The 22,984-nt window shown below is 67.5% G+C and carries 19 protein-coding genes; 11 read left to right on the plus strand and 8 right to left on the minus strand.

From position 1 onward, the window contains the following. Window positions 1-102: 102 nt before the first annotated feature. The 5 genes from D3H54_RS04935 to D3H54_RS04955 all read right to left on the minus strand — a co-directional run bounded on the left by D3H54_RS04935 (window position 103) and on the right by D3H54_RS04955 (window position 5,536). Window positions 103-1,164, minus strand: coding sequence for an alpha/beta hydrolase fold domain-containing protein (locus D3H54_RS04935; RefSeq protein ID WP_149378115.1), 1,062 nt, complete (start codon window positions 1,162-1,164; stop codon window positions 103-105). Window positions 1,165-1,227: 63 nt separating this feature from the next. Beyond that, complete coding sequence (locus D3H54_RS04940) at window positions 1,228-2,121, minus strand: cyclopropane mycolic acid synthase family methyltransferase (protein WP_149378116.1); 894 nt, start codon at window positions 2,119-2,121, stop codon at window positions 1,228-1,230. A gap of 138 nt (window positions 2,122-2,259) precedes the next feature. Further along, window positions 2,260-3,144 carry a cyclopropane mycolic acid synthase family methyltransferase gene (locus tag D3H54_RS04945; protein ID WP_149378117.1) on the minus strand — a complete coding sequence of 295 codons (885 nt, stop codon included), beginning with the start codon at window positions 3,142-3,144 and terminating at the stop codon, window positions 2,260-2,262. Between the two features lie 137 nt (window positions 3,145-3,281). After that, complete coding sequence (locus D3H54_RS04950) at window positions 3,282-4,190, minus strand: alpha/beta fold hydrolase (protein ID WP_149378118.1); 909 nt, start codon at window positions 4,188-4,190, stop codon at window positions 3,282-3,284. After that, the gene (locus tag D3H54_RS04955; protein ID WP_149378119.1) at window positions 4,190-5,536 is read right to left on the minus strand and encodes an ABC1 kinase family protein; all 1,347 of its coding nucleotides are present in this window, start codon (window positions 5,534-5,536) and stop codon (window positions 4,190-4,192) included. Before D3H54_RS04955 ends, D3H54_RS04950 begins: the two co-directional genes overlap by 1 nt. Window positions 5,537-5,634: 98 nt before the next feature. Between D3H54_RS04955 and D3H54_RS04960 the strand changes: the two genes are divergently transcribed. After that, a complete protein-coding gene (locus D3H54_RS04960) occupies window positions 5,635-5,979 on the plus strand; it encodes a nuclear transport factor 2 family protein (protein ID WP_149378120.1) in 345 nt (114 codons plus the stop codon). 3 nt (window positions 5,980-5,982) lie between these two features. On the opposite strand, the gene D3H54_RS04965 is transcribed toward D3H54_RS04960, so the two are convergent. Together D3H54_RS04965 and D3H54_RS04970 are read right to left on the minus strand one after the other, a co-directional pair. Next, window positions 5,983-6,579: a DinB family protein gene (locus tag D3H54_RS04965; protein WP_149378121.1), complete on the minus strand. Its 597-nt coding sequence runs from the start codon at window positions 6,577-6,579 to the stop codon at window positions 5,983-5,985. 15 nt (window positions 6,580-6,594) lie between these two features. Then, a complete protein-coding gene (locus D3H54_RS04970; protein ID WP_149378122.1) occupies window positions 6,595-7,104 on the minus strand; it encodes a DinB family protein in 510 nt (169 codons plus the stop codon). A 61-nt stretch (window positions 7,105-7,165) separates the two neighbouring features. On the opposite strand from D3H54_RS04970, the gene D3H54_RS04975 reads away from it, so the two are divergent. The 9 genes from D3H54_RS04975 (at window position 7,166) to D3H54_RS05015 (ending at window position 19,685) form a co-directional block, all read left to right on the plus strand. Then, a complete protein-coding gene (locus tag D3H54_RS04975; protein WP_149378123.1) occupies window positions 7,166-8,119 on the plus strand; it encodes a helix-turn-helix transcriptional regulator in 954 nt (317 codons plus the stop codon). A 29-nt stretch (window positions 8,120-8,148) separates the two neighbouring features. Beyond that, window positions 8,149-8,916, plus strand: a complete 768-nt coding sequence (locus D3H54_RS04980) for an endonuclease/exonuclease/phosphatase family protein (protein WP_149378124.1) — start codon at window positions 8,149-8,151, stop codon at window positions 8,914-8,916. Between the two features lie 27 nt (window positions 8,917-8,943). Further along, window positions 8,944-13,107 (plus strand): glycoside hydrolase family 38 N-terminal domain-containing protein, encoded by a 4,164-nt coding sequence (locus D3H54_RS04985; RefSeq protein ID WP_149378125.1) that lies wholly within the window; start codon window positions 8,944-8,946, stop codon window positions 13,105-13,107. Beyond that, window positions 13,104-13,709, plus strand: coding sequence for a DUF7158 domain-containing protein (locus D3H54_RS04990; protein WP_149378126.1), 606 nt, complete (start codon window positions 13,104-13,106; stop codon window positions 13,707-13,709). The genes D3H54_RS04985 and D3H54_RS04990 overlap by 4 nt, the downstream gene beginning before the upstream one ends. After that, window positions 13,709-14,608 (plus strand): ROK family protein, encoded by a 900-nt coding sequence (locus tag D3H54_RS04995; RefSeq protein WP_149378127.1) that lies wholly within the window; start codon window positions 13,709-13,711, stop codon window positions 14,606-14,608. Before D3H54_RS04990 ends, D3H54_RS04995 begins: the two co-directional genes overlap by 1 nt. Before the next feature lie 245 nt (window positions 14,609-14,853). Beyond that, window positions 14,854-15,393: a 50S ribosomal protein L10 gene (gene rplJ, locus D3H54_RS05000; protein WP_149378128.1), complete on the plus strand. Its 540-nt coding sequence runs from the start codon at window positions 14,854-14,856 to the stop codon at window positions 15,391-15,393. Window positions 15,394-15,430: 37 nt separating this feature from the next. Further along, complete coding sequence (rplL, locus tag D3H54_RS05005; RefSeq protein ID WP_099249671.1) at window positions 15,431-15,823, plus strand: 50S ribosomal protein L7/L12; 393 nt, start codon at window positions 15,431-15,433, stop codon at window positions 15,821-15,823. Window positions 15,824-16,058: 235 nt separating this feature from the next. After that, the gene (locus D3H54_RS05010) at window positions 16,059-17,081 is read left to right on the plus strand and encodes an ABC transporter ATP-binding protein (RefSeq protein ID WP_102807093.1); all 1,023 of its coding nucleotides are present in this window, start codon (window positions 16,059-16,061) and stop codon (window positions 17,079-17,081) included. A gap of 186 nt (window positions 17,082-17,267) precedes the next feature. Beyond that, a complete protein-coding gene (locus D3H54_RS05015) occupies window positions 17,268-19,685 on the plus strand; it encodes a hypothetical protein (RefSeq protein WP_149378129.1) in 2,418 nt (805 codons plus the stop codon). A 112-nt stretch (window positions 19,686-19,797) separates the two neighbouring features. Here D3H54_RS05015 and D3H54_RS05020 read toward each other — a convergent pair whose 3' ends face one another. Continuing rightward, window positions 19,798-20,148, minus strand: a complete 351-nt coding sequence (locus tag D3H54_RS05020; RefSeq protein ID WP_149378130.1) for a hypothetical protein — start codon at window positions 20,146-20,148, stop codon at window positions 19,798-19,800. Between the two features lie 10 nt (window positions 20,149-20,158). Between D3H54_RS05020 and D3H54_RS05025 the strand changes: the two genes are divergently transcribed. Continuing rightward, the gene (locus D3H54_RS05025; protein ID WP_149378131.1) at window positions 20,159-22,777 is read left to right on the plus strand and encodes a lipocalin family protein; all 2,619 of its coding nucleotides are present in this window, start codon (window positions 20,159-20,161) and stop codon (window positions 22,775-22,777) included. Window positions 22,778-22,984: the final 207 nt, after the last annotated feature.

Genomic DNA, 22,984 nt, shown 5'->3' on the forward strand with positions numbered 1-22,984 from the left:
ATCGGCGCTCTGGGAAGTGCTGCACAAGTGGACGGCACCGATCGCCCGGCATGTCACGTCGGTGGCCGCCGTATCCGATGAAAAGGCTTGTGCGGCAACCGGTTACGCGGACACCGACCAGGCGAAGCCGCTGACGTCGCGAACCGAGGCCGCGAAGACGTCCGGCATCGTCGCCGGGAACAGCAGGTCGCCGCCATGGCAGGTGCCCGCCACGACACGGCCGACGGTGGGAACACCGGCGGCTAGCAGCCTCCGGTAATAGAGCAGTCCTTCGTCGCGCAGCGGATCGAGTTCGTTCACCGAGATCACGTGCGGAGGTAGGCCGGCAAGATCCTCGTCGCTGGCCGCACCGGCCCAGCAGGTGGGATCGCCCGTGTGCGTGGCGTCGGGATCGTAGATGGAGCCCAGCAGCGCGGCCTGTTGGCAACTGATGAAATATCCGTCGTTTTCCCGCAGCGACGGCAGGTCATCGGGGTAGTCGAGCCAGCGGTTGGAGATGTACGGGCAATGGGCGTAGGCCCCGCCGATCTCGTCGAGCCACCCTTCACGCTTGGCTTTGTGGACGACGGTCAGCGTCAGGTTCCCGCCGCCGGACTCGCCGCACACGATCAGCCGACTCACGCCGAGGTCCGCGGCATTGGCGTGCACCCACCGGGTCGCGGCCGCGCAATCGTTCAATCCGGCCGGGTACGGATGGGCGCCGAGGCGGCCGCCGGAATTGCGGAACTCCACGCCCACCACCACCAGGCCGGTGGCGGCCATGCTCTCCCTGATGTGCCGATAGCCCGCGTCCGCGGCGCTCGCGATCGCCATGCCACCGCCGTGAAAGTGCACCACGGCCGGAAGTGGACCGTCGGCGTGATCAGGCCGGCTGACGAAGAGCGTGATCTCGTGGCCGTCGGCGCCGGGGATGGTCACCGTGGTGGTGGTGACGCCGGCCGGCGACGGAGCCGCGGAAGCCATCATCGAGATCACGCCGCCGACCGCTTGCTCGGCGGCCGCGGCATAAGCCAGCCGATCCGCCAACGGTGAGTCGAGGGTCAGCGGCGCATCCGGAAGCACGTCGGCCAGCCCGAGCGGCGCCAGCGCCGCCACCATCCGGGGATCCGATCGCGGATCGGTGCCAAGGGTGCAATTCGGATCAGCGAGCCGCCCAACAGACATGGGCCCGAGACTAACTCGGGCCCATGGACTGCATTCGGCGATTCGCCGATGGAGAAATGCCTGCTAGGCGGTGGCGCCCGGCTTGAGGTAGGTGACGAGACTGACGTCGAGCTGCTCGTCGAGGTAGTAGTACTGGCAACCGGTCAGGTAGCGCATGTAGTTGTTGTAGCTCTCTTCACCGGCGGCGGCGATCGCCTCGTCCTTGTGCTGCTCCAGGCGCGCGGCCCAGATGCCCAGGGTCTTGATGTAGTGATTGCGCAGCGACAGTGGCTCGGGCACAACGAAGCCCGCCTTCTCGCCGTGCTCGACCAACATCGAGGTGCTCGGGATGCGGCCGCCGGGGAAGATCACGTCAAACATGAACTTGGCGAAGCGGGCCAGCTCGAAGGTCAGCTTTTTACCGCGGGCGGTGAGCTCATACGGGTGGTAGCCGCAGCTGCTCTGGATGGTCATCCGGCCGTCGTCGGGCAGGATGTCGAACGAATTCTTGAAGAAGTCGTCGAAGCGCTCGAAGCCGAAGTGCTCGATGGCCTCGATCGACACGATGCGGTCGACGGGGCTGTGGAACTGCTCCCAGCCCTCGAGCCGGACGTCGAACGTGCGATCGGAGTCGATCTTGCTCAGCAGCTGATCGCAGTACGCCTTCTGGTTGTTCGACAACGTCAAGCCGATGACGTTGACGTCGTATTTCTCCATCGCGCGCTGCAATGTCAGGCCCCAGCCGCAGCCCACCTCGAGCAGCGTCATGCCGGGCTTGAGGTCGAGTGCGTCGAGATGCTGGTCGACATTCGCGATCTGCGCTTCGGACAGCGTGACGTTCGGTCCGGTGAAGTACGCGCAGCTGTACTTGCGGGTCGGGTCCTGGAACACCCCGAAGAAGTCGTCCGAGAGGTCGTAATGCGCCTGAATTTCTTCGAAATGGGGCCGCATGTCCTTGGTTTCACTTGCCTCGGGCATGAGAGTTACAGCCTTCCTGATTCTGCTTGTCTGCCTGCATCACGGCCCCCGCACGTGATTTTTGCGCGCGCACCAGTATGCACTTTGTGATCTGGACCATACCGTCTCGGCTCACCGAACCGGTGGCCAAACAGTGCCCTAACCGGGCGTTTCTTTCGCCTGCTTCTCAAGCGTGAACTGGTCAACGTCGATGTACCCTACCCGGAACCCGCGGGCGCAGCCGGTGAGGTACTTCATGTACCGGTCGTAGACCTCCTCGGATTGCACCTCGATGGCCTTGTCGCGGTTGGCCTCCAGCGCGGCCGCCCAGCAATCCAGGGTGCGCGCATAGTGCGGTTGCAGCGACTGCACCCGGGTGAGGGTGAAGCCTGCCCTGGCCGAGTATTCATCGACCTTTTCGACCGACGGCAGCCGGCCGCCCGGGAAGATCTCGGTGATCATGAACTTCGCGAAGCGGGCCAGCTCGAACGTCAGGGGAATCCCCTTCGCTTCCATCTGATCCACCGTGAACGAGGTGATGGTGTGCAACAGCATCACCCCGTCGGCGGGCAGGACCCGGTACGCCATGGCGAAGAAGTCGTCATAGCGATCGAACCCGAAATGCTCGAAGGCACCGATTGACACGATCCGGTCGACGGGCTCGTCGAACTCTTCCCAGCCCTTGAGCTCAATGCGCTTGTCCCGCGGGCTGTCGGACTCGGCGAACAGCTGCTCCACGTGATCGTGCTGGTTCTTCGACAGGGTCAGTCCGATGACGTTGACGTCGTACTTCTCCAGCGCCCGCAGCATCGTCGCGCCCCAGCCGCAGCCGACGTCGAGCAGGGTCATGCCGGGCTGCAAGCCCAGCTTGCCCAGAGCCAAGTCGATCTTGGCGATCTGCGCCTGCTCCAGGGTGTAGTCGTCCTTTTCGAAGTACGCGCAGCTGTAGGTCTGAGTGGGATCGAGGAAGAGCCGGAAGAAATCGTCGGACAGGTCGTAGTGGGCCTGTACATCCTCGAAGTGAGGTTTGAGTCGTTTTGCCATCTCGGTGTGCCTTTCGCATTGAATGCTTCAGGCAGCAACCACAAATCCCCCCGTGGAATGCGATCACCGCTGTATGCAGACCCGATGCTAGCCGCTCAGGCTGCGAGTAGACGATTCCGAAAGATAACCGTTGTTACCTAGCTGACCTCGGCAAATGTGGTTTTGAGTTCGCCTGCAATGTCGTCCCAGAGGGCTTCGGGCAGGTCATGTGCCATGCCGTCGAAGAGGACCAGCCGCGCGTTGGGGATCGTCGCCGCGATCGAGCGGCCGCCCGCGGGGCGCATCAACTTGTCGGCGCGGCCATGGATCACGACAGTCGGTGCACTGATCTGGCGGTCATAGTGTTTCAGGCTGCCGCTGCCGAGTATCGCGGCGAAATGCCGGGCGATGCCTTGCGGATAGTGGGACCGGTCGTAGGCCTCGATGGCATTGGCCCGCGCCTGCTCGTCGGGAACGGGATAGCCGGGGCTGCCGAGAATCTTGCCGACCCGGACCACGTTCTCGACGATCACATCGCGCGGCGCATTCGGTGGCGGACCGGTGATCAACGACAGCAGTGATCGAGGCGCCGGGGGAGGGAGGAACGCAGAGTTGTTGGACGAGAAGATGATTCCCAACGCTTTCGTCCGTCGGCTGTACCTCGCCGCGAAGATCTGCGCGATCATCCCGCCCATCGAGGCGCCGACGATATGGGCCTGCTCGACCCCGAGGTGATCGAGCAGCGCCCCGGCGTCGTCGGCCATGTCCTCCAGTGTGTATACCGATGAGCTGGCCCGCCCGACATAGGACTTCGCCAGCTTGGGCACCAACCGGCCGCCGGCCCGTTGCCCGTGCAGCTTGGTGGACAGCCCGACGTCGCGGTTGTCGTAGCGGATCACCCGATAGCCCTGGTCAACCAGTTTCTCGCAGAAACCGTTGCGCCACAACAGAAGCTGAGCGCCGAGGCCCATGATCAGCAACACTGCCGGGTCGCCGGGATTGCCGAGGTCCTCGTAGTACAGCTCGATGTCATCGGAAATGGCAGCCGTGCCGGTACGGATTTCCATCAGACCTCGACGTCGCTCTGGTGCTCGCGGCTGACCTCGACCATGAAGTTGGCGAAGTATCCGCCGAACTGCGGATCGTTCATCATCTGCCACTTGGGTGCCAGCAGTTTCATATACCGCTCGACATACAGGAACTGCTTACCGATCAGCACCAGCTCGCGCGGGAGCTTGACGTCATAGGCGTCTGCCAGGGTGGACAGCTGCTTGCCGATCTCGGCGTAGGACATGTCGCCGAGCGTCTTCAGCGTGAGAGGAGCCGCGAACTCTTCGAGATCCTTGGCAGCTTCCTTCTCCGGTTTGGTGGTGCCCACCGCGCCGAGCAGCACGACGATCTTGCCCGCCGCGGCGTGGTCCTTCTTGACCAGCAGTGCATAGACGAGCTCGCGCAGCAGCCAGCGGGTCCGCGGGTCGATGCGACCCATGATCCCGAAGTCCAGGAACACGATCCGGCCGTCGTCGTCCACCAGCAGGTTGCCGGCGTGCAGGTCACCGTGGAACAGGCCGTGGCGAAGGCCGCCCTCGAATGTGGAGAACAGCAGCGCCTTGACCAAGTCGGTGCCGTCGAAGCCCTTCTTGCGGATCTCCTTCACGTCGTCGATGCGCACGCCGTGCACGCGTTCCATGGTCAACACCCGCTCGCTGGTGAACTCCCAGTGCACCTCCGGAACCCGGATGTTGCGGCCCAGCGGGGACCCGTGCAGACCCGACACCCACGCCTCCATCGACTGCGCCTCGATGCGGAAGTCGAGCTCCTCGGCGAGGTTGTCGGAGAAGTCGGCGACCACGTCCTGTGCCGACAACCGCCGGCCCAGCTTGGCCAGCTCGACGAGCTGGGCGAAGCGCTTGAGGATCTGCAGGTCGGCAGCCACCCGGCGGCGTATGCCGGGGCGCTGGATCTTGACCACGACCTCCTCGCCGCTGTGCAGGGTGGCGAAATGCACCTGGGCGATCGAGGCTGACGCGAAGGGCTGCTCGTCGAACTTCGCGAAGAGCTTCGCCGGGTCACCACCGAGTTCCTGCTGCAGAAGCTTGTGCACCTCGGTGGTGTCTGCGGGCGGCACCGCGTCCAGCAGACTGCGGAACTCCCGGCTCAGATTCTCGCCGAAGGCACCGGGGCTGGAAGCGATGATCTGGCCGAACTTCACGTAGGTGGGTCCGAGGTCGGCGAAGGTCTGCGGGATCTGCTTGATGACCTTGTCCTGCCAGCGGCCACGGCCGGGCAATGTGGTGAGCACGCGGGCGCCGGTGCGGGTGAGCTGCCACCCGGTTGTGCCGATGCGGGCAGCCTCGACCGGCAACGGAACGCGATCGAGCTTGGCTACTTCGCGGTGTTTGGTCGAATTCATTCTTACCAGTCTGCCAAATATGCACGTGGTACCCCAATTTCTGCTGGCACATTGGGGTGGTGGATAGCGCGCAAACCCATGAATTCGCATGTCGTCTCATGGACGAAATCTGGCGCCGACTGGACTCGACCGATCTCGCCACCTTCTATCACCGCGACGTGGTGGGACACCACGACAGCCCGCGCGGATCCGATCGATTGGCCTACGACGACGTGGTTCATCGGCTCGATTTCGACCGGCAAACGTTTACCGACCCGGTTTATGAGATCGCCGACCTCATTGCCGGCGAAGACCGCTTCGCAATTCGGTTCCACTACGCCGCGACGTTGATCAGCACCGGCGAGCGATATCGATCAGAGGCCGCGTACTTCTACCATCTGCGGGACGGCAAGATCGCCGAATTCTGGCTGCTGGCCGACGTCGACTTCGACTACAAGGAGTGACCGTCACGCCTTGGGGCGCCACGGGGTCAGCCACGGCTGGGGTGCCATCCCTTCCGCGGCCGCGACCAGCTCGTACATCGTTGCGCCGTCGATGGATTCGCGGATGATGTCGGCATGGCCGGCGTGCCGGGCCAGCTCAGCGATCAGGTGCTCGAAGACCCACCGCACCGACCAGGCGTCGACGTCATCGGGAAACCACGGTGCGTCCCGCGGCACCGGCACCGCGTTGTCCAGATCTGCGGTCTCGACCAGCCGCAGCGACGCGGCATTCTGGACGGTCATTGCGTCGATGAGCTGGGCCAATGTCTCGTCGGCCCGCATCACATACTCGTCCTGATACTCCCGGGCGCGTTCGTCGAACGGGCGGTCATCGGCCGGCGGCTCGTCCGGGGCCGCGGCCACCCGCTGCATCCAGGACCGCTGCACCCCGGTCGCGTGTTTGATGAGACCACCGATCGACAACGTGCTGACGGTCGGCGTGGATCGCGCCTGCTCGTCGGTCAGGCCGTATGCGACCGCGATGAATGCGCTCTGGTGGTAGGCGAGGAACTCGCGCAGCGCGTGACGTTCGTCGTGAACGGGTGGGGCGAGGGTGGGCATGATGGGTTCTCCTGATCAGCGGTGGGCGTAAAGGTCGCGAAGGCAAGCGATTTCAGCACCGTGATGGATGACCTCACGGTTGATGTGCAAGATCAGCTCCGATAGCGCGTACTCGGCGTAGGGGCCTTCGGCCGGCCCGCACGGCCGGGCGAGATCGTCGTCGGACAATCCCCGCACCCCGGTGATCCAGCGCGCGTAGGCGTCGTCGAGTTGGGCCAGCGCCGTGTCGGCATCGGTGGCGTAACGCCAGCTCTGGTAGTCGGCGGGTGGGCCGCCGAAGTGCGAATGGTTGCGCATCGCCAGCACGCCGACGATGACGTGGGCCAGCCGCCAGGCGATCGTGGTGAACGGCTCCGGCTGTGGGGGCGGATAGGCGAAATCGATGGAGCCGTCACCGTGCACAGTCCAGCAATCAGCCACCGGCTCCCAGAAATACTCGTCGTCGGTCAGGCCGGCAAGGCGGGGCCGCAATGCGTTGTGCCAATGCCAGTCCAGCTGGTCGGCAAGTTGGGTTGTCCACGTCATATCCGAAGGCTTTCACGGATTGCGGACAGCTTCTGTCCGCAGACTGCGCGAGACTGGAGTCATGTCCGCGACAACGAGCCGGGTGCTGCAGCTGCTCGGCCTACTGCAATCGAGGCGGGTGTGGTCGGGCGAGGAGCTGGCGCAGCGACTCGGGGTGACCACCCGCAGCGTGCGGCGAGACGTCGAGCGCCTGCGTGAGCTCGGCTACCCCGTCCACGCCAGCACCGGGCACGGCGGCGGCTACCAGCTCGGCGCGGGGGCCGCGCTGCCTCCGCTGCTGCTGGACTCCGACGAGGCCGTCGCAATGGCCGTCTGTCTGCGGCTCGCAGCCGGTGGCAGCGTCGCCGGCGTCGGAGAGGCAGCTCTGCGGGCACTGACCAAGCTGGACCAGGTGATGCCGGCCCGGCTGCGTTCCCAGGTCGCCGCCGTGCACGACGCCACCGTCACGCTGACCCCCGAAGCCGAGTCGCCGGTGGATCCCGAGGTGTTGATGACGCTGGCGCGGGCATGCCGGGACGCTGAACACGTCGGTGTCGACTACGTCGACCGGGCCGGTGTCCCGACCAGCCGGCGCCTGGAGCCCTACCAGCTGGTGACCACCGGACGGCGGTGGTACCTGCTGGCCTACGACCGCGACCGTGACGACTGGCGCAGCCTGCGGCTGGACCGGATGGCCCGGGTTCGCGCGAAAGGGAGCACCTTCACCGCGCGGGAAGCCCCCGATGCCGCCACCTACGTCCGCCGCGCCATCACCACCTCGCCCTACCGCTACGTCACCAGGGTGCGCTATCAGGCCGCGAAAAGCGTTATGGAACAGCACTTCTCGCCGACGACAGTAACTATCGAGGACGACGGCCCGACCTCCTGCGTTGTCGTCACCGGCGCCGACGACCCCAAGGCTCTGGTGCTGCATCTGGCGATGCCGGGTATCGCCTTCGAGCTCCTCGAACCCGAGGAGGTCGCCGAGGGGGCGCAGGCGATGTCAGCGCTGCTGGCCGATGCCGTCAGGCGGTAAGACTGAGCAGACATGGGTACCTGCATTCCATGCGGATGGCCACCTTCAACATCTTGCACGGCCGCAGCCCGGATGACGGGCAGGTCAATCTGGAGCGGTTGTCCGAGTGCATCCACCGGCTTGACCCCGATGTATTGGCCCTGCAGGAAGTCGACTGCGAACAGCCGCGCTCGTCGCTCGCCGACCTCACGGCGATCGCAGCCGCGGCGATGGGTGCCGTCGCGCACCGCTTCGTCGCCGCCATCTCCGGCACCCCGGGGGCGACCTGGATGGCCGCCACCGGTAGCGAGCAACCAGGGACCGCCGGCTACGGCATCGCACTGCTGTCGCGCTATCCCGCGATCTCCTGGCAAGTGCTGCGGCTACCCCGGATTCCGGCCCGGTTCCCGATGTATCTGCCCGGCCCCAACCGGGTGCAGATCGTCCACGAGGAACCGCGGGCGGCGATGCTCGCACAGCTGGACACCCCGTTCGGAGTGATGACCGTCGCCAACACGCACTTGTCGTTCGTGCCCGGGTGGAACCGCGTGCAGCTGCGCCGGCTCATTCGCGATCTGAACGGGCTGCCCGGTCCGCGAGTGCTGATGGGTGACCTCAACATGTCGGGGCGGTCACCGAGCCGGCAGACCGGTCTGCGTTCGCTGGCCAGCGCGCCGACGTTTCCGCGGCACTGCCCGGACCGTCAGCTCGACCACATCCTCACCGACCATGACGGTCTGGTGGCCACCGAGGCCGGTACACCTGTGCTGCCCGTCTCCGACCATCGCCCGCTCGTGATCGACGTGTCGCTCCGCTGACCGGTGGTGGGGCCGTACATTGCTGGCGTGCGGATAACCTCCGCGGAGTCGACGGAACTCTTCGTCGGACCGCCCGATGCGCCGCTTCAGGTGGTCCGCGTCGGCTATAGCGCGGCCGATGCCGGCACTGTGCGGATACTCGGCGACGGCGTGCAGTCCGACAGGGTGGCGGTGCCGCGCGGCGACGGGGTGGCGGAGGTGCCGGTCCGGATCGAGCGGCCGGCGCCCGGCGATCTTCGGGCGGCCCGCGCGGTCGGCGATGACGTCGAATTCCCCTTCCAGCTCACCGTCGCCGAACCGGGCTGGACCATGTACATGGTCAGCCACTTCCACTACGACCCGGTGTGGTGGAACACCCAGGCCGCCTACACCAGCGTGTGGACCGAGGATCCGCCCGGACGGGCCCGGCAGAACAACGGCTTCGCCTTGGTCGCCGCCCACCTCGAAATGGCCCGCCGCGACCCGCATTACAAGTTCGTGCTCGCCGAAGTCGACTATCTCAAGCCCTATTTCGACACCCATCCGGAAGACCGTGCCGATCTGCGCCGGTTCATCGCCGACGCCCGGGTGGAGGTGATGGGCGGGACCTACAACGAGCCGAACACCAACCTGGTCGGCGCCGAGACCGCGATCCGCAACTTCGTGCACGGCGTCGGGTACCAGCGCGACGTGCTGGGTGCCGACCCGGCGACCGCCTGGCAACTCGACGTGTTCGGGCACGATCCGCAATTCCCGGGCATGGCCGCCGACGCCGGACTGACGTCGAGTTCGTGGGCCCGCGGACCGCACCACCAGTGGGGACCGATGGCAGCCGACGGCGACCCCAGGCGCATGCAGTTCCCGAGCGAGTTCGAGTGGATCGCGCCGTCGGGACTCGGGCTGCTGACGCACTACATGCCTGCGCACTACTCGGCCGGATGGTGGATGGACTCCGCGGCGACGCTCGCCGACGCCGAGCAGGCCACCTATCACCTGTTCACCGAACTGAAATCGGTGGCACTGACCCGCAATGTGCTGCTGCCGGTCGGCACCGACTACACCCCGCCCAATGCGTGGGTCACCGAGATCCACCGCGACTGGAACGCCCGCTACACCTGGCCGCGATTCGTCTGCGCCCTGCCGTCGGAATTCTTTGCCGCCGTGCGCGCGGAGACTGTTGAGCGCGGGGTGACGCCGTCACCGCAGACCCGGGACATGAACCCGATCTACACCGGCAAGGACGTGTCGTACATCGACACCAAGCAGGCCAACCGGGCCGCCGAGGATGCGGTACTGGGTGCCGAGCGGTTCGCGGTGTTCGCGGCGCTGCTCTCCGGCGCGCGATATCCGGAGGCAGCGCTGGCCAAGGCCTGGGTGCAGCTGGCGTACGGCGCCCACCACGACGGCATCACCGGCTCGGAATCCGATCAGGTCTATCTCGACCTGCTGACCAGTTGGCGTGACGCCTGGGAGCTCGGTTCGGCCGCCCGATCGGGGGCGCTGGAGCTGCTGTCGCGGGCCGTCGCGCCCGAGTCGGGCGCGGTGGTTGTATGGAATCCATTGGCGCACAAGAGAACCGATATCGTGACGGCCCGGCTGACGGCGCCGATCGGCCCCGGAGTGTCGGTGGTGGACTCCGCGGGGGAGTCGCATCCCGCCGTCGTCTCCGACGACGGCCACCTGGTGAGCTTCCGGGCCGACGATGTCGATTCCCTCGGCTGGCGCAGCTACCGACTGGCGGCCACGCGCAAGCCGACCGGGTGGCGCCCCGTCGACGGGGTCGAGATCGCCAACTCCCACCACCGGCTGCGGGTCGACCCGGCTCGCGGGGGCGCGGTGGTGTCCCTCGTGGAGGTGTCGACCGACCGCGAACTGATCGCGCAGGGTCGCGTCGGCAACGAACTGGCCGTGTACGACGAGTACCCCGCACACCCGCAGGCGGGGGAGGGGCCGTGGCATTTGCTGCCGGCCGGTCCGGTGACGTGTTCGGCTGCAGCCGTTGCAGATTCGGTTCAGGCCTACCGCAGTCCCCTCGGCGAGCGGCTCGTCGTGACCGGTCGGGTCGGCGAGCTGCTGCGCTACACCCAGGTGCTGACCCTCTGGCATGGTATCGACCGGGTGGACACCAGCACCACCATCGACGAGTTCACCGGAGCCGACCGGCTGGTGCGGCTGCGCTGGCCCTGCCCGGTGCCCGGCGCGCTGCCGGTCAGCGAGGTCGGTGACGCCGTGATCGGACGCGGGTTCGGGCTGCTGCACGACCATGCCACGGGGGAGGACCGCGCTGTCGACTCCGCCAAACACCCCTGGACACTGGACAATCCGGCACAAGGCTGGTTCGGTCTGTCCTCGGCGGCCCGCATTCGGGTTGGCCACGACATGCGGGCGGTGTCAGTGGCCGAAGTGGTGGTCCCCACCGAGGACACCTCCGAGGCCCGCGACCTGATGGTCGCCCTGGTGCGCGCCGGGGTGACGGCGACCTGCAGCTCTGCCGGACACCCGCGCTACGGGCACCTCGACGTCGACTCCAATCTGCCGGACGCGCGCATCGCGGTCGGCAGCCCCGAGGACAACGCGTTCACCGCCGCGGTGCTCGCCGCGGCAGATCCCGCCTACGCCGCCGAACTGCGCCAACAACTTTCGGAATCCGGACAGGCGCGGGTGTGGGTCCCGGCCAGTGAGTCGCTGACGGCGGTATGGCAGCCCGATGCCGACCTTCGCGGTGTGCTCGCGCTGCCGGTGCTCATCGTCGCCGGAGACGGGGCCGTGGCCGCCGTCGTCGAGGACCTCGGCGACGCCCAGATCGACGTCAGCCAGGACGCGCCGTCGGGCCTCGGCGAGTTCGAATCGCGCACCGTCGCCCTGCTCAACCGCGGCGTGCCGGGCTTCGGCGTCGAACCCGACCAGACACTGCACAGCTCGCTGATGCGGTCGTGCACCGGTTGGCCTTCCGGAGTGTGGATCGATCCGCCGCGGCGCACAGCTCCGGACGGGTCCAATTTTCAGCTGCAGCATTGGACACACACCTTCGATTTCGCACTGGTGTCCGGCCGTGGTGATTGGCGGTCCTGCGAGATGCCCTCCCGCAGTGCCGAGTTCGCCCACCCGATGTTGTGTGTGGTGGCGGATGAGGGGGTGGAGACTCTGGCCGCCGATGGCTCGCTGCTGCGCATCGAACCGGCCGGCGCACTGCATCTTGCCGCGCTCAAGGTCGGGGGCAACCCGACCGCCACCGGAAGTTCCGCCGCCGTCGACCCCGAGGACGTCACCATCCGGCTGGTCGAAACTCGCGGTACGACAGCCGAAGTCGCGCTGTCATCTGGGGTGGGCGCAGTGTCGGCGGTGGTGTCGGCCGACCTGCTGGAAGCCGCCCGTGCCGGTGATGCGCCGCCGCTGCGGCTGCACGGCTACCAGATCGCGACCCTGCTGGCCCGGCTGGACGTCCACGCCGTGTTGGACGCCGACGGTGCCGCGCTGGCTCCCGACACCGAGAGCGCGCAGCCGTTGTACGCCCGCTACTGGCTGCACAACCGCGGCCCGGCCCCACTGGGCGGACTGCCCGCCGTCGCACACCTGCACCCCGACACCATCTCTGTCGATGCCGGCCGGACCGTGCGGCTGCGACTGACCGCCGCCAGCGACTGCAGCGACGCCACCCTGGCCGGAGAGGTGCGACTGCGCGGACCGCGCGGCTGGGTCATCGAACCCGACGTGCTGCCCTTCGAACTGACCACCGGCCACCACCGCGAAGCCGAGATCGTCGCGACCGCGCCGCCTGATGCGCAGCCCGGTGACTATCCGATCTGCGCGCAGCTCACCTTGTCCGGCGATGTGCCCGCGGCGTGGAAACAACCCGTCGAAGACGTCTGCGTGGTGTCGGTCGGTACCCCCGGCACACTGGTGCGCCTCGTCGGCGAGCCCCCCGACATCGTCGTCGCCCCAGGGGAGCGGGCCCGCCTTGCCGTCACCGTCGGCAACGGCGCGCACACCGACCTGTCGCTGGAAGCCCACCTCATCAGCCCGTGGGGGACCTGGGAGTGGATCGGCCCGGCTGCGCTCGGCGCCGTCGTCGGCGCGACATCGGAGGTCGAGGTCGCGTTCGACATCGCGCCGCCGCCGTGGACGGCACCCGGGCAGTGGTGGGCGGTGGTCCGGATCGGGTGCGCGGGCCGGTTGCTCTACACACCCGCGGTGGCGGTGACGGTCCGATGAGCTTGGCCGCCATCGTTGCCGGGGTGGACGTCGAGGTCGGCGAAGTCGACGACCGCGAAGCCGCACTGCGCGCCACACCCCAGGTCGCCGCGCTGCCCCGGCCGCACACGAGTGAAGGACGCCAACTGCGCCGCTGGCTCACCCAGCTGCTGGTCGCCGAGAAGTTGGTGGCCCGCGAAGCGGAAGCGCTCGGGGTGAGCGTGACCGAGTCGACGCCGGAGGAGGATGAGCTGCTGCCCGATTCCACCGCACGACTGGAGATCGGCAGCATCGCCGCCGCGGTGCTGGCGGCCCCGATCGCCCGGGCGCTCTTCGCGCGCATCACCGACGCGGTGGAGGTCGACGACGACGCCGTGACGGACTTTCACGCCCGGAATCCGCGGCGGTTCGTGCGCTTCGCCGGCACCGGCGTCTGGCGGGTCGCCAGTGAGCCCGAGCTGACCGACGTGCGCCCCCTGATTGCCGCGCTGCTGCTCGGTGCGGCCCGGCGGCGCCACTTCCGGATGTGGCTCGGCCAGCGGCACGCCGACCTGGTGTGGCTGGCACCCGGCTACGAGCATCCCGGCGACCCGCGCCAGCCCGACAACACCCACAAGCACTGATGGTCACGACGCTCGCAGTCGACATCGGCGGCACGAAGATCGCCGCCGGCCTCGTCGACGCCGACGGCAGCCTGCGATACGAAGCCCGGCAGCCGACCCCGCACACCGACGACCCCGACCAGGTGTGGGCCACGGCCGCTCGCGCCATCGCCGACGCGCTCGCCGAGGCGGGCGGCCCGGTCGACGGTGTCGGTATCTCCTCAGCCGGCCCGATCCACCTGCCCGACGGAACCATCAGCCCCATCAACATCCCCGCGTGGCGTCACTTCCCGGTCGTCGAACGAGTGGTCGCGGCCGTCCCCGATGTGCCGGTGCGCCTCGGCGGCGACGGGCTTTGCATGGCGCTGGGTGAGCATTGGCGCGGGGCCGGCCGCGGCGCCGCGTTCCTGCTCGGCATGGTGGTGTCCACCGGGATCGGCGGCGGACTGATCCTCGACGGCGTGCCGTACCACGGGCGCACCGGCAACGCCGGTCACGTCGGCCACGTCGTCGTCGACACCGCCGGACCGCCCTGCACCTGCGGCGGCCGTGGTTGCGTGGAAGCGATCGCCAGCGGACCGCATCTGGCGCAGTGGGCCCGGTCTCAAGGCTGGGACGGTGCCGACGCCAAGGAATTGGCTGACGCCGCGGCGTCCGGACATCAGGTGGCGCTGGCGGCGTTTCGCCGGGGCGCCCGCGCCATCGCCGCGATGATCGCCTCGGTGGGCGCCGTCTGCGACCTGGACCTCGTCGTCCTCGGTGGCGGAGTGGCCAAGGCTGGGCCGGTGTTGTTCGACCCGCTGCACGAGGAGCTGCGCACGTATGCCGGGCTGGAGTTCCTGTCCGGGTTGCGGGTGGTCCCCGCCGCGCTCGGCGGCGAGGCGGGCCTGGTCGGCGCGGCCGCGCTGCTGCGCGGCTGACCAGCGGCTCGCACGCGTTTTGGCTGATCCGGGCAGCGCACGCTATCCTTGCTCAGTTCCACCGAAGACCGTCGGTCACCGAGCAATCGGTTGAAGGTCCCGGATTCCCGGGCGGCCCACGCAGGAGGACGAGGTAACAGTATTTTTCTGTGCGCCCCGACCAGTCCTGTGTCGGGGCGTTTGTGATTTCTGGCTCTTCTCGCTCGTCGGTTGGTGGACGTCCCAACCATCACGAGGAGGCAAGCATGGCTAAGCCTGAAAAGGCCACCGCGGTCGCCGACATCGCCGAGAAGTTCAAGGAGGCGACGGCCACCGTCGTCACCGAGTACCGCGGCCTGACGGTGTCCAACCTTGCCGAGCTGCGTAGGTCACTGGGTGCCGGGGCCAGCTACACCGTTGCCAAGAACACCTTGGTGAAGCGGGCGGCGTCCGAGGCGGGTGTCGAGGGTCTCGACGATCTCTTCGCCGGTCCGACCGCCATCGCGTTCATCCAGGGCGAACCCGTTGACGCCGCCAAGGCGATCAAGAAGTTCGCCAAGGAGAACAAGGCACTGGTCATCAAGGGCGGCTACATGGACGGTCGCGCGCTGACCGTCTCCGAGGTCGAGCGCATCGCCGATCTCGAGTCGCGCGAGGTGCTGCTGTCCAAGCTGGCCGGCGCAATGAAGGCGAAGCAGTCGCAGGCCGCGGCGCTGTTCGTGGCGCCCGCGTCCCAGATCGCGCGCCTGGCCGCAGCTCTGCAAGAGAAGAAGGCTGCAGAGGGTTCCGCCGAACCCGCTGCCTGATCCAAACCACCACAAAGCACACAGATAAGGAATCACCATGGCAAAGCTGTCCACCGACGAACTGCTCGACGCGTTCAAGGAAATGACCCTGCTCGAGCTCTCTGAGTTCGTGAAGCAGTTCGAGGAGACCTTCGACGTCACCGCCGCCGCTCCGGTCGCCGTCGCGGCTGCCGGCCCCGCCGCCGGTGGCGCTGCCGCCGAGGCCGCCGAGGAGCAGTCGGAATTCGACGTCATCCTCGAGGGTGCCGGCGACAAGAAGATCGGCGTCATCAAGGTCGTCCGTGAGATCGTCTCCGGCCTGGGCCTCAAGGAAGCCAAGGACCTCGTCGACGGCGCCCCCAAGCCGCTGCTCGAGAAGGTCAACAAGGAAGCCGCCGATGACGCCAAGGCCAAGCTCGAGGCCGCTGGCGCGACGGTCACCGTCAAGTAGTTTCGGTATCACCGAAGGAGGCCCCCGGATTCGTCCGGGGGCCTTCTCGTTGTTGGGCCAATTCGTGCATTTACCGCAACGGCTCGCCAGCGGGCCGGACCGGACCATCACAGTTTTGCGAGCGTCAATAACCGTAGTGACACAACCCGAGTGGCACGAGGGGCCGTGCGCTACAGTGACTCAAACCACAGGCCATCGCGGCGGTGGCTGACCGGTGTGGGCGGAAGGATCTGGCGTGGGTATTGCTATTCAGGTCGAGGGGCTGACTAAGTCATTCGGTTCCCAGCGAATTTGGGAAGACGTGACCCTCGATATCCCCGCCGGTGAGGTCAGCGTGCTGCTGGGCCCGTCGGGTACCGGTAAGTCCGTGTTCTTGAAGTCGTTGATCGGTCTGCTGCGCCCCGAGCGCGGCAAGATCATCGTCGACGGCACCAACATCATCGAGTGCTCGGCCAAGGAGCTCTACGAGATCCGCACGCTGTTCGGCGTCATGTTCCAGGACGGCGCGCTGTTCGGCTCGATGAACCTCTTCGACAACACCGCCTTCCCGCTTCGTGAGCACACGAAGAAGAAGGAAAGCGAAATCCGCCAGATCGTCATGGAAAAGCTCGACATGGTCGGCTTGGGTGGCGACGAGAACAAGTTCCCCGGTGAGATCTCCGGCGGTATGCGCAAGCGCGCCGGGCTGGCCCGCTCACTGGTGCTCGACCCGCAGATCATCCTCTGCGACGAGCCCGACTCCGGTCTGGACCCGGTCCGCACCGCATACCTGAGCCAGCTGCTGATCGACATCAACGCTCAGATCGACGCCACGATCCTGATCGTGACGCACAACATCAACATCGCCCGCACAGTGCCCGACAACATCGGCATGCTGTTCCGCAAGCACTTGGTCATGTTCGGCCCCCGCGAGGTGCTGCTGACCAGTGACGAGCCGGTGGTGCGTCAGTTCCTCAACGGTCGCCGTATCGGCCCGATCGGCATGTCCGAGGAGAAGGACGAGTCGACGATGGCCGAAGAGCAGGCCTTGGTCGACGCCGGCCACCACGATGGTGGTGTCGAGGAAATCGAAGGCGTGCCGCCGCAGTTGACGGTCACCCCGGGCATCCCGGAACGCGACGCCGTCCGGCGCCGCCAGGAGCGGGTGCGTCAGATCCTGCACACCCTGCCCCCGGCCGCCCAGGAAGCCATCCGCGACGACCTCGACGGCACCCACAAACTGCCCAGCCACACCTTCGCCGGTGAAGAGGGCAACTGACCCAAGCTAACTATCAGCGAGAAGCCCCAACCGAAATCGGTTGGGGCTTCTCGCTTTTCGGGTGAGAATCCGGATCCGCACGGGCACCGGCGGCGCGCGCAGGAAATGACGCTTTGGCCAATTCGCATCGTTGCGGCGATTTGCTGGGTTAGCGTTTGGCCCGATCGCGCAGGAGGAGGCGACTAGGTGCGACGCGACCGGCGGGTCTGGTGGGGGGCGGTTGCGGTCTTCGCCGGCATCGGCGCAGGCCTGCTGACCGGTACTGCCACCGCCGCCGCCGACACCGGTGGCAGCCCCGACCATTCGGGTGGCGCATCCACCTCGCAGGCGTCGACATCGCCGACCACGTCCTCCGCTGTCGCAACCGGCAAGACTCGCACCGCGGTCGCCGCCGTCGTCTCCGGCCCGCGCACCACGAAGCCCACCGCCAAAGCCACCGCACCCACGGCGGCGGCCCGCCGACAGACCACCTCCCGCCCGGCAGCGAAACTGTTGACCAGCGTGCTGTCCGCGCTCGGCGTCGCACCGCCGCAGACGGCAGCCCGCACCACCTCCCCGCCGGCGACCGGCACCAGCGCGCGTCCCGCGGCGGCGTCGAACCTCGCCGAGGCCACGGTCATCACGCCGCCCGCGACCAACGGCGTCACCGGGGTCAAGGTCGGGCACTCGACGCTGACGATCCCCGTCAACGGCGGCTTCAACGCACCCGCCGACTGGTACTTCCCGACCCAGGCCGACGGCTCGGTGCAGGCCAACGGCGTCATCTGGCTGCAGCACGGGTTCCTCGCCGACAAGGCGTTCTACTCGGAGCTGGCCACCCAGCTCGCGAAGAACACCAACTCCATCGTGGTGGCGCCGACACTGCCGTCGTTCCCGCAGCTCACCTGCCGCGGCTGCACGCTGTACGGCGTGCCGATGCAGAAGGCCGCCGCCACGATGTTCCTCGGCGGTCGGCCGGCATTGACCATCAGCGCCAGCCAGGCCGGGTATGACGGCGTGTTGCCACAAGACTTCATCCTGGCCGGGCATTCAGCCGGCGGCGGATGGTCGTCATCGGTCGGCGGCTACTACGTCGACGCCCTCGCGCCGACCGACGAGAACCACCTACTCGGGGTGGTGATGTACGACGGCGTCACCATGAACGGCACCCTGCCGCAAGCCATCGCCAGCCTGGACACCCGCGACATCCCCGTCTATCAGGTGGCGGCGCCGGCCCAGATGTGGAACACCTTCGGCTCCACGACCGACCAACTGCTGGCGCTGCGGCCCGACCAGTTCGACGGAGTCGTGCTGGTCAACGGATCGCACGTCGACGCGATGCTGGGCAGTAATCCACTGGTCGACTTCTTCGCCCAGCTGGTCACCAAGCGCTCGCCGTCCGGAAACACCTCCGCCGTCGACACACTCAGCAGCGGCTGGATCAACGACTTCTACGCCGGAGCCGGCCCAGCCGACCCGCAGTACGGCATCTATGGCGCCGCCAGTCAACCGATCATCCTGGGCAATGCCGCCGCGGTCGTGCTGCCCACCCCGCTGGCCAGTCAGCTCGGCCCGCTCCAGAAGCTGATGAAGAAGTGGACCGCCCTCGTCATGCCGCTGTTCTTCGGCGGTCCGCCCAGCACGGCCACGGTCACACCGGTGGGCGCCGGCCCGGCCGTGACGGCACCGACCCCCAACGGGGTGACCGGGGTGCGAACCGGCAACACCACGCTGACCATCGGAGTCGGCTCGAGGACCTACAACGCCCCGGCCGACTGGTACTTCCCGACGCAGGCCGACGGCTCGGTACAGGCCAACGGCATCATTTATCTGCAGCACGGATTCCTGGCCACCAAGTCCTTCTACACCGTGCTGGCCCGATCGCTGGCGCAGCAGACCAACAGCATCGTCGTCGCGACAACGCTGCCGTCCTTCGCCCCGCTGGGCTGCCCGACCTGCACCATCAACAACCCCGCGATGCAGCAAGGCGTCGCCGACCTGTTCCTCGGTGGCCGCGCCGCACTGACCATCAGCGCCGCCGACGCCGGATATCAGGGGACTCTCCCGGACGACTTCACGCTCTCCGGGCATTCCGCGGGTGGGGGACTGGCCGTGGCCGCCGGCAGTGACTACATCACCTCGCTCGCGCCCGGCGACGACAACCATCTGCTCGGCGTGGTGATGTTCGACGGCGTCGCCAACGGCGACGGTCTCACCGGCGCGCTGGCCACCCTCGACGGCATACCGGTGTACACGATCGCCGCGCCGCCGCAGTCGTGGAACGCGTTCGGCCGCACCACCACGCAACTGATCGCCGACCGGCCGGACCAGTTCGTCGGCGTCGAACTGGTCAAGGGCTCGCACACCGACTCGGTGATCGGCTCCGACCCCTTCTTCGACTTCTTCGCCGCGATCTTCGTCAGGCCGTCCGCCCCCGGTAACGCCTCCGCCGTGCACACGCTGGCGGCCGGCTGGATCAACGACTTCTACGTCGGCGCCGGCCCGGACTCACCGCAGTACGGGCTCTACGGTTCGGCCGGCCAGTCGATCGTCATGGGGCCGACCGCCGCCATCGTCTTGCCGACTCAGCCGGCCGCCGCGGCAGCCCGCTCGATCGCGGCCTGACGAATCGATGACGTCCCGGCCCGCCGATGGGATTTCGATCCCGAAATGGGCTGGCACTGAGTAGCTTTTGCCGGATCGTCAATTTGGGAGGCAGGTCAGCGATGTCGCAACGTCAGGTCTTGATGGGCACCGGCGCGATGGTGGCGGGGTTGGGTGCGGCCTTGCTGTCCGGCTCCGCTGTGGCCCATGCCGACAACGACGGCAGCGCCGGTTCGACGGCGTCGTCGAACGCGTCGTCCTCGGCTTCGGGCAAGTCCACCGGCGCGAGCAAGCGGACGTCCACGCCGTCGTCCGCCACGCGGTCGGCGCGCTCCTCGCTCGCCGCGCAGAAAGCCAGCCCCACGGCTGCCGCGACGCCGGCGCCGACGACCGTCACCGTCGGCGTCGCCACCTCACGTCGAGCCGGGCTGCGGTCGCTGGCCACGACGCCGTCGGCACCGGCATCCGATCTTCTGGCCAGCACGGCGCTCAGCGTGCTCGCCAACCTGGGGGCGGTGCCGCGCACCACCATCCCCGCCGCCACCACCACACCGAGCGCTCCGACGACCACGGCGACCACAGCGACCACGCTGCCGGTTGCGCCGACCAACGGCGTGACCGGTGTGCTCGTCGGTCATTCCCGGCTGGACCTGCCCGGTGCGTTCATCGGTAAGACCGTCGCCGCCGACTGGTACTTCCCGACCCAGGTCGACGGCAGCGTCGACGCCCAGGGCGTCATCTGGCTCCAGCACGGGTTCGGGGCCACCAACACCTTCTACTCGGCGCTGGCCAAGGACTTGGCGCAGCAGACCAACAGCATCGTGGTCGCGCCGACCCTGTCCTCTGTTCCCATGACATTCTCCGGTGGCTGCCTCACCTGCGAGGTGACCCAACAGGACGCGGCAGCCCTGCTCGGACCGGACCGCGCAACGCTGCTGAGCAGCGCCACCGCGGCCGGCTTCACCGGGGTGGCACTCCCGGAGCGCTTCGTCCTGGCCGGCCACTCGGCGGGCGGCGGCTTCGCCACCGCGGTCGCCGACGACTACCTGGGCGGCGCCGACGCCCAGTACGACCCGTCCGATCTGGTCGGCGTGCTGATGTTCGACGGGGTGTCCAACGGCGCCCTGACCGGATCCTTCGCCAGCCAGGTCGCCGACCTGGCCGCCGCGGACAAGCCGATCTACCAGATCGCCGCACCGGCGCAGAGCTGGAACCTGTTCGGCGCGACCACCAATGTGCTGGCGGCGACGCTTCCCGGCACGTTCATCGGCGTCGTCCTGCAGAACGGCTCGCACGTCGACTCCATGCTGGGGGTCAACCCGCTGTTCAACGTGGTGCTGCAATTGGTGACCAAGCGGGTGCCCGCCGGAAACACCGCGGCCGTCTACACGCTGAGCAACGGCTGGATCAACGACATGTACGCCGGCGCCACCCCCGAGGCTCCGCAGTACGGCTTCTATCCGGCGGCCAACCAGCAGATCATCATGGGACCGACGGCTGCGGTCGGGCTGCCCGCCGCGGAAGCCAACCAACTGGGACCGGTCGACAAGCTCGTCAAGGGCTTGGTCGACACGGTCGCCAAGCTCTTCGGCGCCCAGCTGCCTGCGCCGGTCAACAGCGGTGACAACGGGCTGGACCCCAACAATCCCGTCGTCTCGGTCGGCAACGGCGTCACCGGCGTCCGGTTCGGGTCGTCCGTTCTCAACATCCCCTGCGGCCCGAACGGCTATGCCGCCCCGGCCAACTGGTACTTCCCGACCCAGGCCGACGGCACCGTCGCAGCCAACGGCGTGATCTGGCTGCAGCACGGGTTCCTCGGCTTCAACGACTGGTACGGCACCGCGGCCCAGCAGTTGGCCCAGGAGACCAACAGCATCGTGGTGGTGCCGGACATCTTCTGGTTCAACACCCCGCTGTGCCCGGGCTGCTACCTGGGCGGCGAAGAGATGCGCGAGGCGGTCGCCGGCATGTTCCAGGGCAGCCGGTCGGCGCTGAACATCAGCGCCAACGCTGCCGGTCTCAGCGGCGCCCTGCCGGAGAAGTTCCTGCTCAGCGGGCATTCCGCGGGCGGCAACTTCGCCACCGCGGTCGGTGCCCTGATCACCCAGACCGATCAGGTCGACAACCTGCTCGGGGTGGTGATGTTCGACGGTGTCTCCCGCGACCCGCTGTTCACCGACTCGCTGACCGCGCTGGCCGGCGCCGGTATCCCGGACTACCAGATCGCGGCGCCGCCGCAACGCTGGAACGCCTACGGGGTGGCCACCGAGCTGATGCAGGCCTTCTACGGCAACCAGTTCTACGGCGTGCAGATCGACAACGGTTCACACACCGACGTCATCGCCGGTAACAACCCCTTCGGGCTGCTCGGCGAGCTGCTCAGCACGATCATCGTCAAGCCGTCCCCGCCCGGGGGCAAGACGGCGGTGCGGACGTTCGCGTCGGGCTGGATCAACGACATCTACGCCGGACGCGGGCCGACCGATCCGCTCTACGGCATCTACGGCAGCCCCAACGACGGCACCTACGTCCCCAACCAGCCGATGGTGATGGGTCAGGCCGGGGCGGCCACGCTGCCGGCGCCGCCGCCGGTGACGGTGGATTCCAACCTCCCGCCGGACCAGAACTACCTGGGGACCTGGTACGAGCAGGGCAGCGTGCGTCAGTTCTTCTCGATCGGGCTGGTCAACACCAAGGCGCAGTACAGCCTCAACCCGGATGGCACCATCCGGGTGCAGAACTCCGGTAACTACTTCACCGCCAACGGGCCCGCGGTGAACATCGTGGGCTCGGCGGTTCCGGTCAACGAGTTCAACACCCGGCTCAATGTCGGCTTCTTCTCCGGCACGCCGAGCAGCGCCGAACCGGGCAATTACTGGATCCTCGACTACGCCACCGACTACAGCTGGGCGATTGTCAGCGACTCGTCTGGCTACAGCGGGTTCATCCTGACCCGGGAGCAGACCATCGGCGATACCGAGTACCAGGCATTGCTGGCCCGGGCCAGGGAGCTCGGCGTGTGGGGCCTGATCCTGCGGACCCGGCAATATCCGACATCGTCGGCCGCCGTGATGCCCGGGCCCGCCGATGTGCCGGCCAGCGTCACGGTGTGAGGGCAAAGCCGGCCTTGCGATTTATCCACACCAAATACCGCGTCAACGCTTGACGGAAGGGCCTAAACGGGTCAGTCTGTTGACCAGCATGTGTGCATGGGTAGCAAGTTCGCCAGCCAGCGCCAGCCTGCCCGGCACCCGGTTGTTGAGGAATGCGCCGTTCTCCGCTATTGTTGGACGTTGCGCTGGCTGCATCCTGCCCACCTC

Origin of the sequence: Mycobacterium sp. ELW1 (genome assembly GCF_008329905.1) — a bacterium.
Classification (GTDB): Bacteria; Actinomycetota; Actinomycetes; order Mycobacteriales; family Mycobacteriaceae; genus Mycobacterium.

Coding starts and splice junctions, on each gene's coding strand:
- D3H54_RS04935 (WP_149378115.1), bottom strand. CDS start 1,164: ATGTCTGTTGGGCGGCTCGCTGATCCGAATTGCACCCTTGGCACCGAT.
- D3H54_RS04940 (WP_149378116.1), bottom strand. CDS start 2,121: ATGCCCGAGGCAAGTGAAACCAAGGACATGCGGCCCCATTTCGAAGAA.
- D3H54_RS04945 (WP_149378117.1), bottom strand. CDS start 3,144: ATGGCAAAACGACTCAAACCTCACTTCGAGGATGTACAGGCCCACTAC.
- D3H54_RS04950 (WP_149378118.1), bottom strand. CDS start 4,190: ATGGAAATCCGTACCGGCACGGCTGCCATTTCCGATGACATCGAGCTG.
- D3H54_RS04955 (WP_149378119.1), bottom strand. CDS start 5,536: ATGAATTCGACCAAACACCGCGAAGTAGCCAAGCTCGATCGCGTTCCG.
- D3H54_RS04960 (WP_149378120.1), top strand. CDS start 5,635: ATGGACGAAATCTGGCGCCGACTGGACTCGACCGATCTCGCCACCTTC.
- D3H54_RS04965 (WP_149378121.1), bottom strand. CDS start 6,579: ATGCCCACCCTCGCCCCACCCGTTCACGACGAACGTCACGCGCTGCGC.
- D3H54_RS04970 (WP_149378122.1), bottom strand. CDS start 7,104: ATGACGTGGACAACCCAACTTGCCGACCAGCTGGACTGGCATTGGCAC.
- D3H54_RS04975 (WP_149378123.1), top strand. CDS start 7,166: ATGTCCGCGACAACGAGCCGGGTGCTGCAGCTGCTCGGCCTACTGCAA.
- D3H54_RS04980 (WP_149378124.1), top strand. CDS start 8,149: ATGCGGATGGCCACCTTCAACATCTTGCACGGCCGCAGCCCGGATGAC.
- D3H54_RS04990 (WP_149378126.1), top strand. CDS start 13,104: ATGAGCTTGGCCGCCATCGTTGCCGGGGTGGACGTCGAGGTCGGCGAA.
- D3H54_RS04995 (WP_149378127.1), top strand. CDS start 13,709: ATGGTCACGACGCTCGCAGTCGACATCGGCGGCACGAAGATCGCCGCC.
- rplJ (WP_149378128.1), top strand. CDS start 14,854: ATGGCTAAGCCTGAAAAGGCCACCGCGGTCGCCGACATCGCCGAGAAG.
- rplL (WP_099249671.1), top strand. CDS start 15,431: ATGGCAAAGCTGTCCACCGACGAACTGCTCGACGCGTTCAAGGAAATG.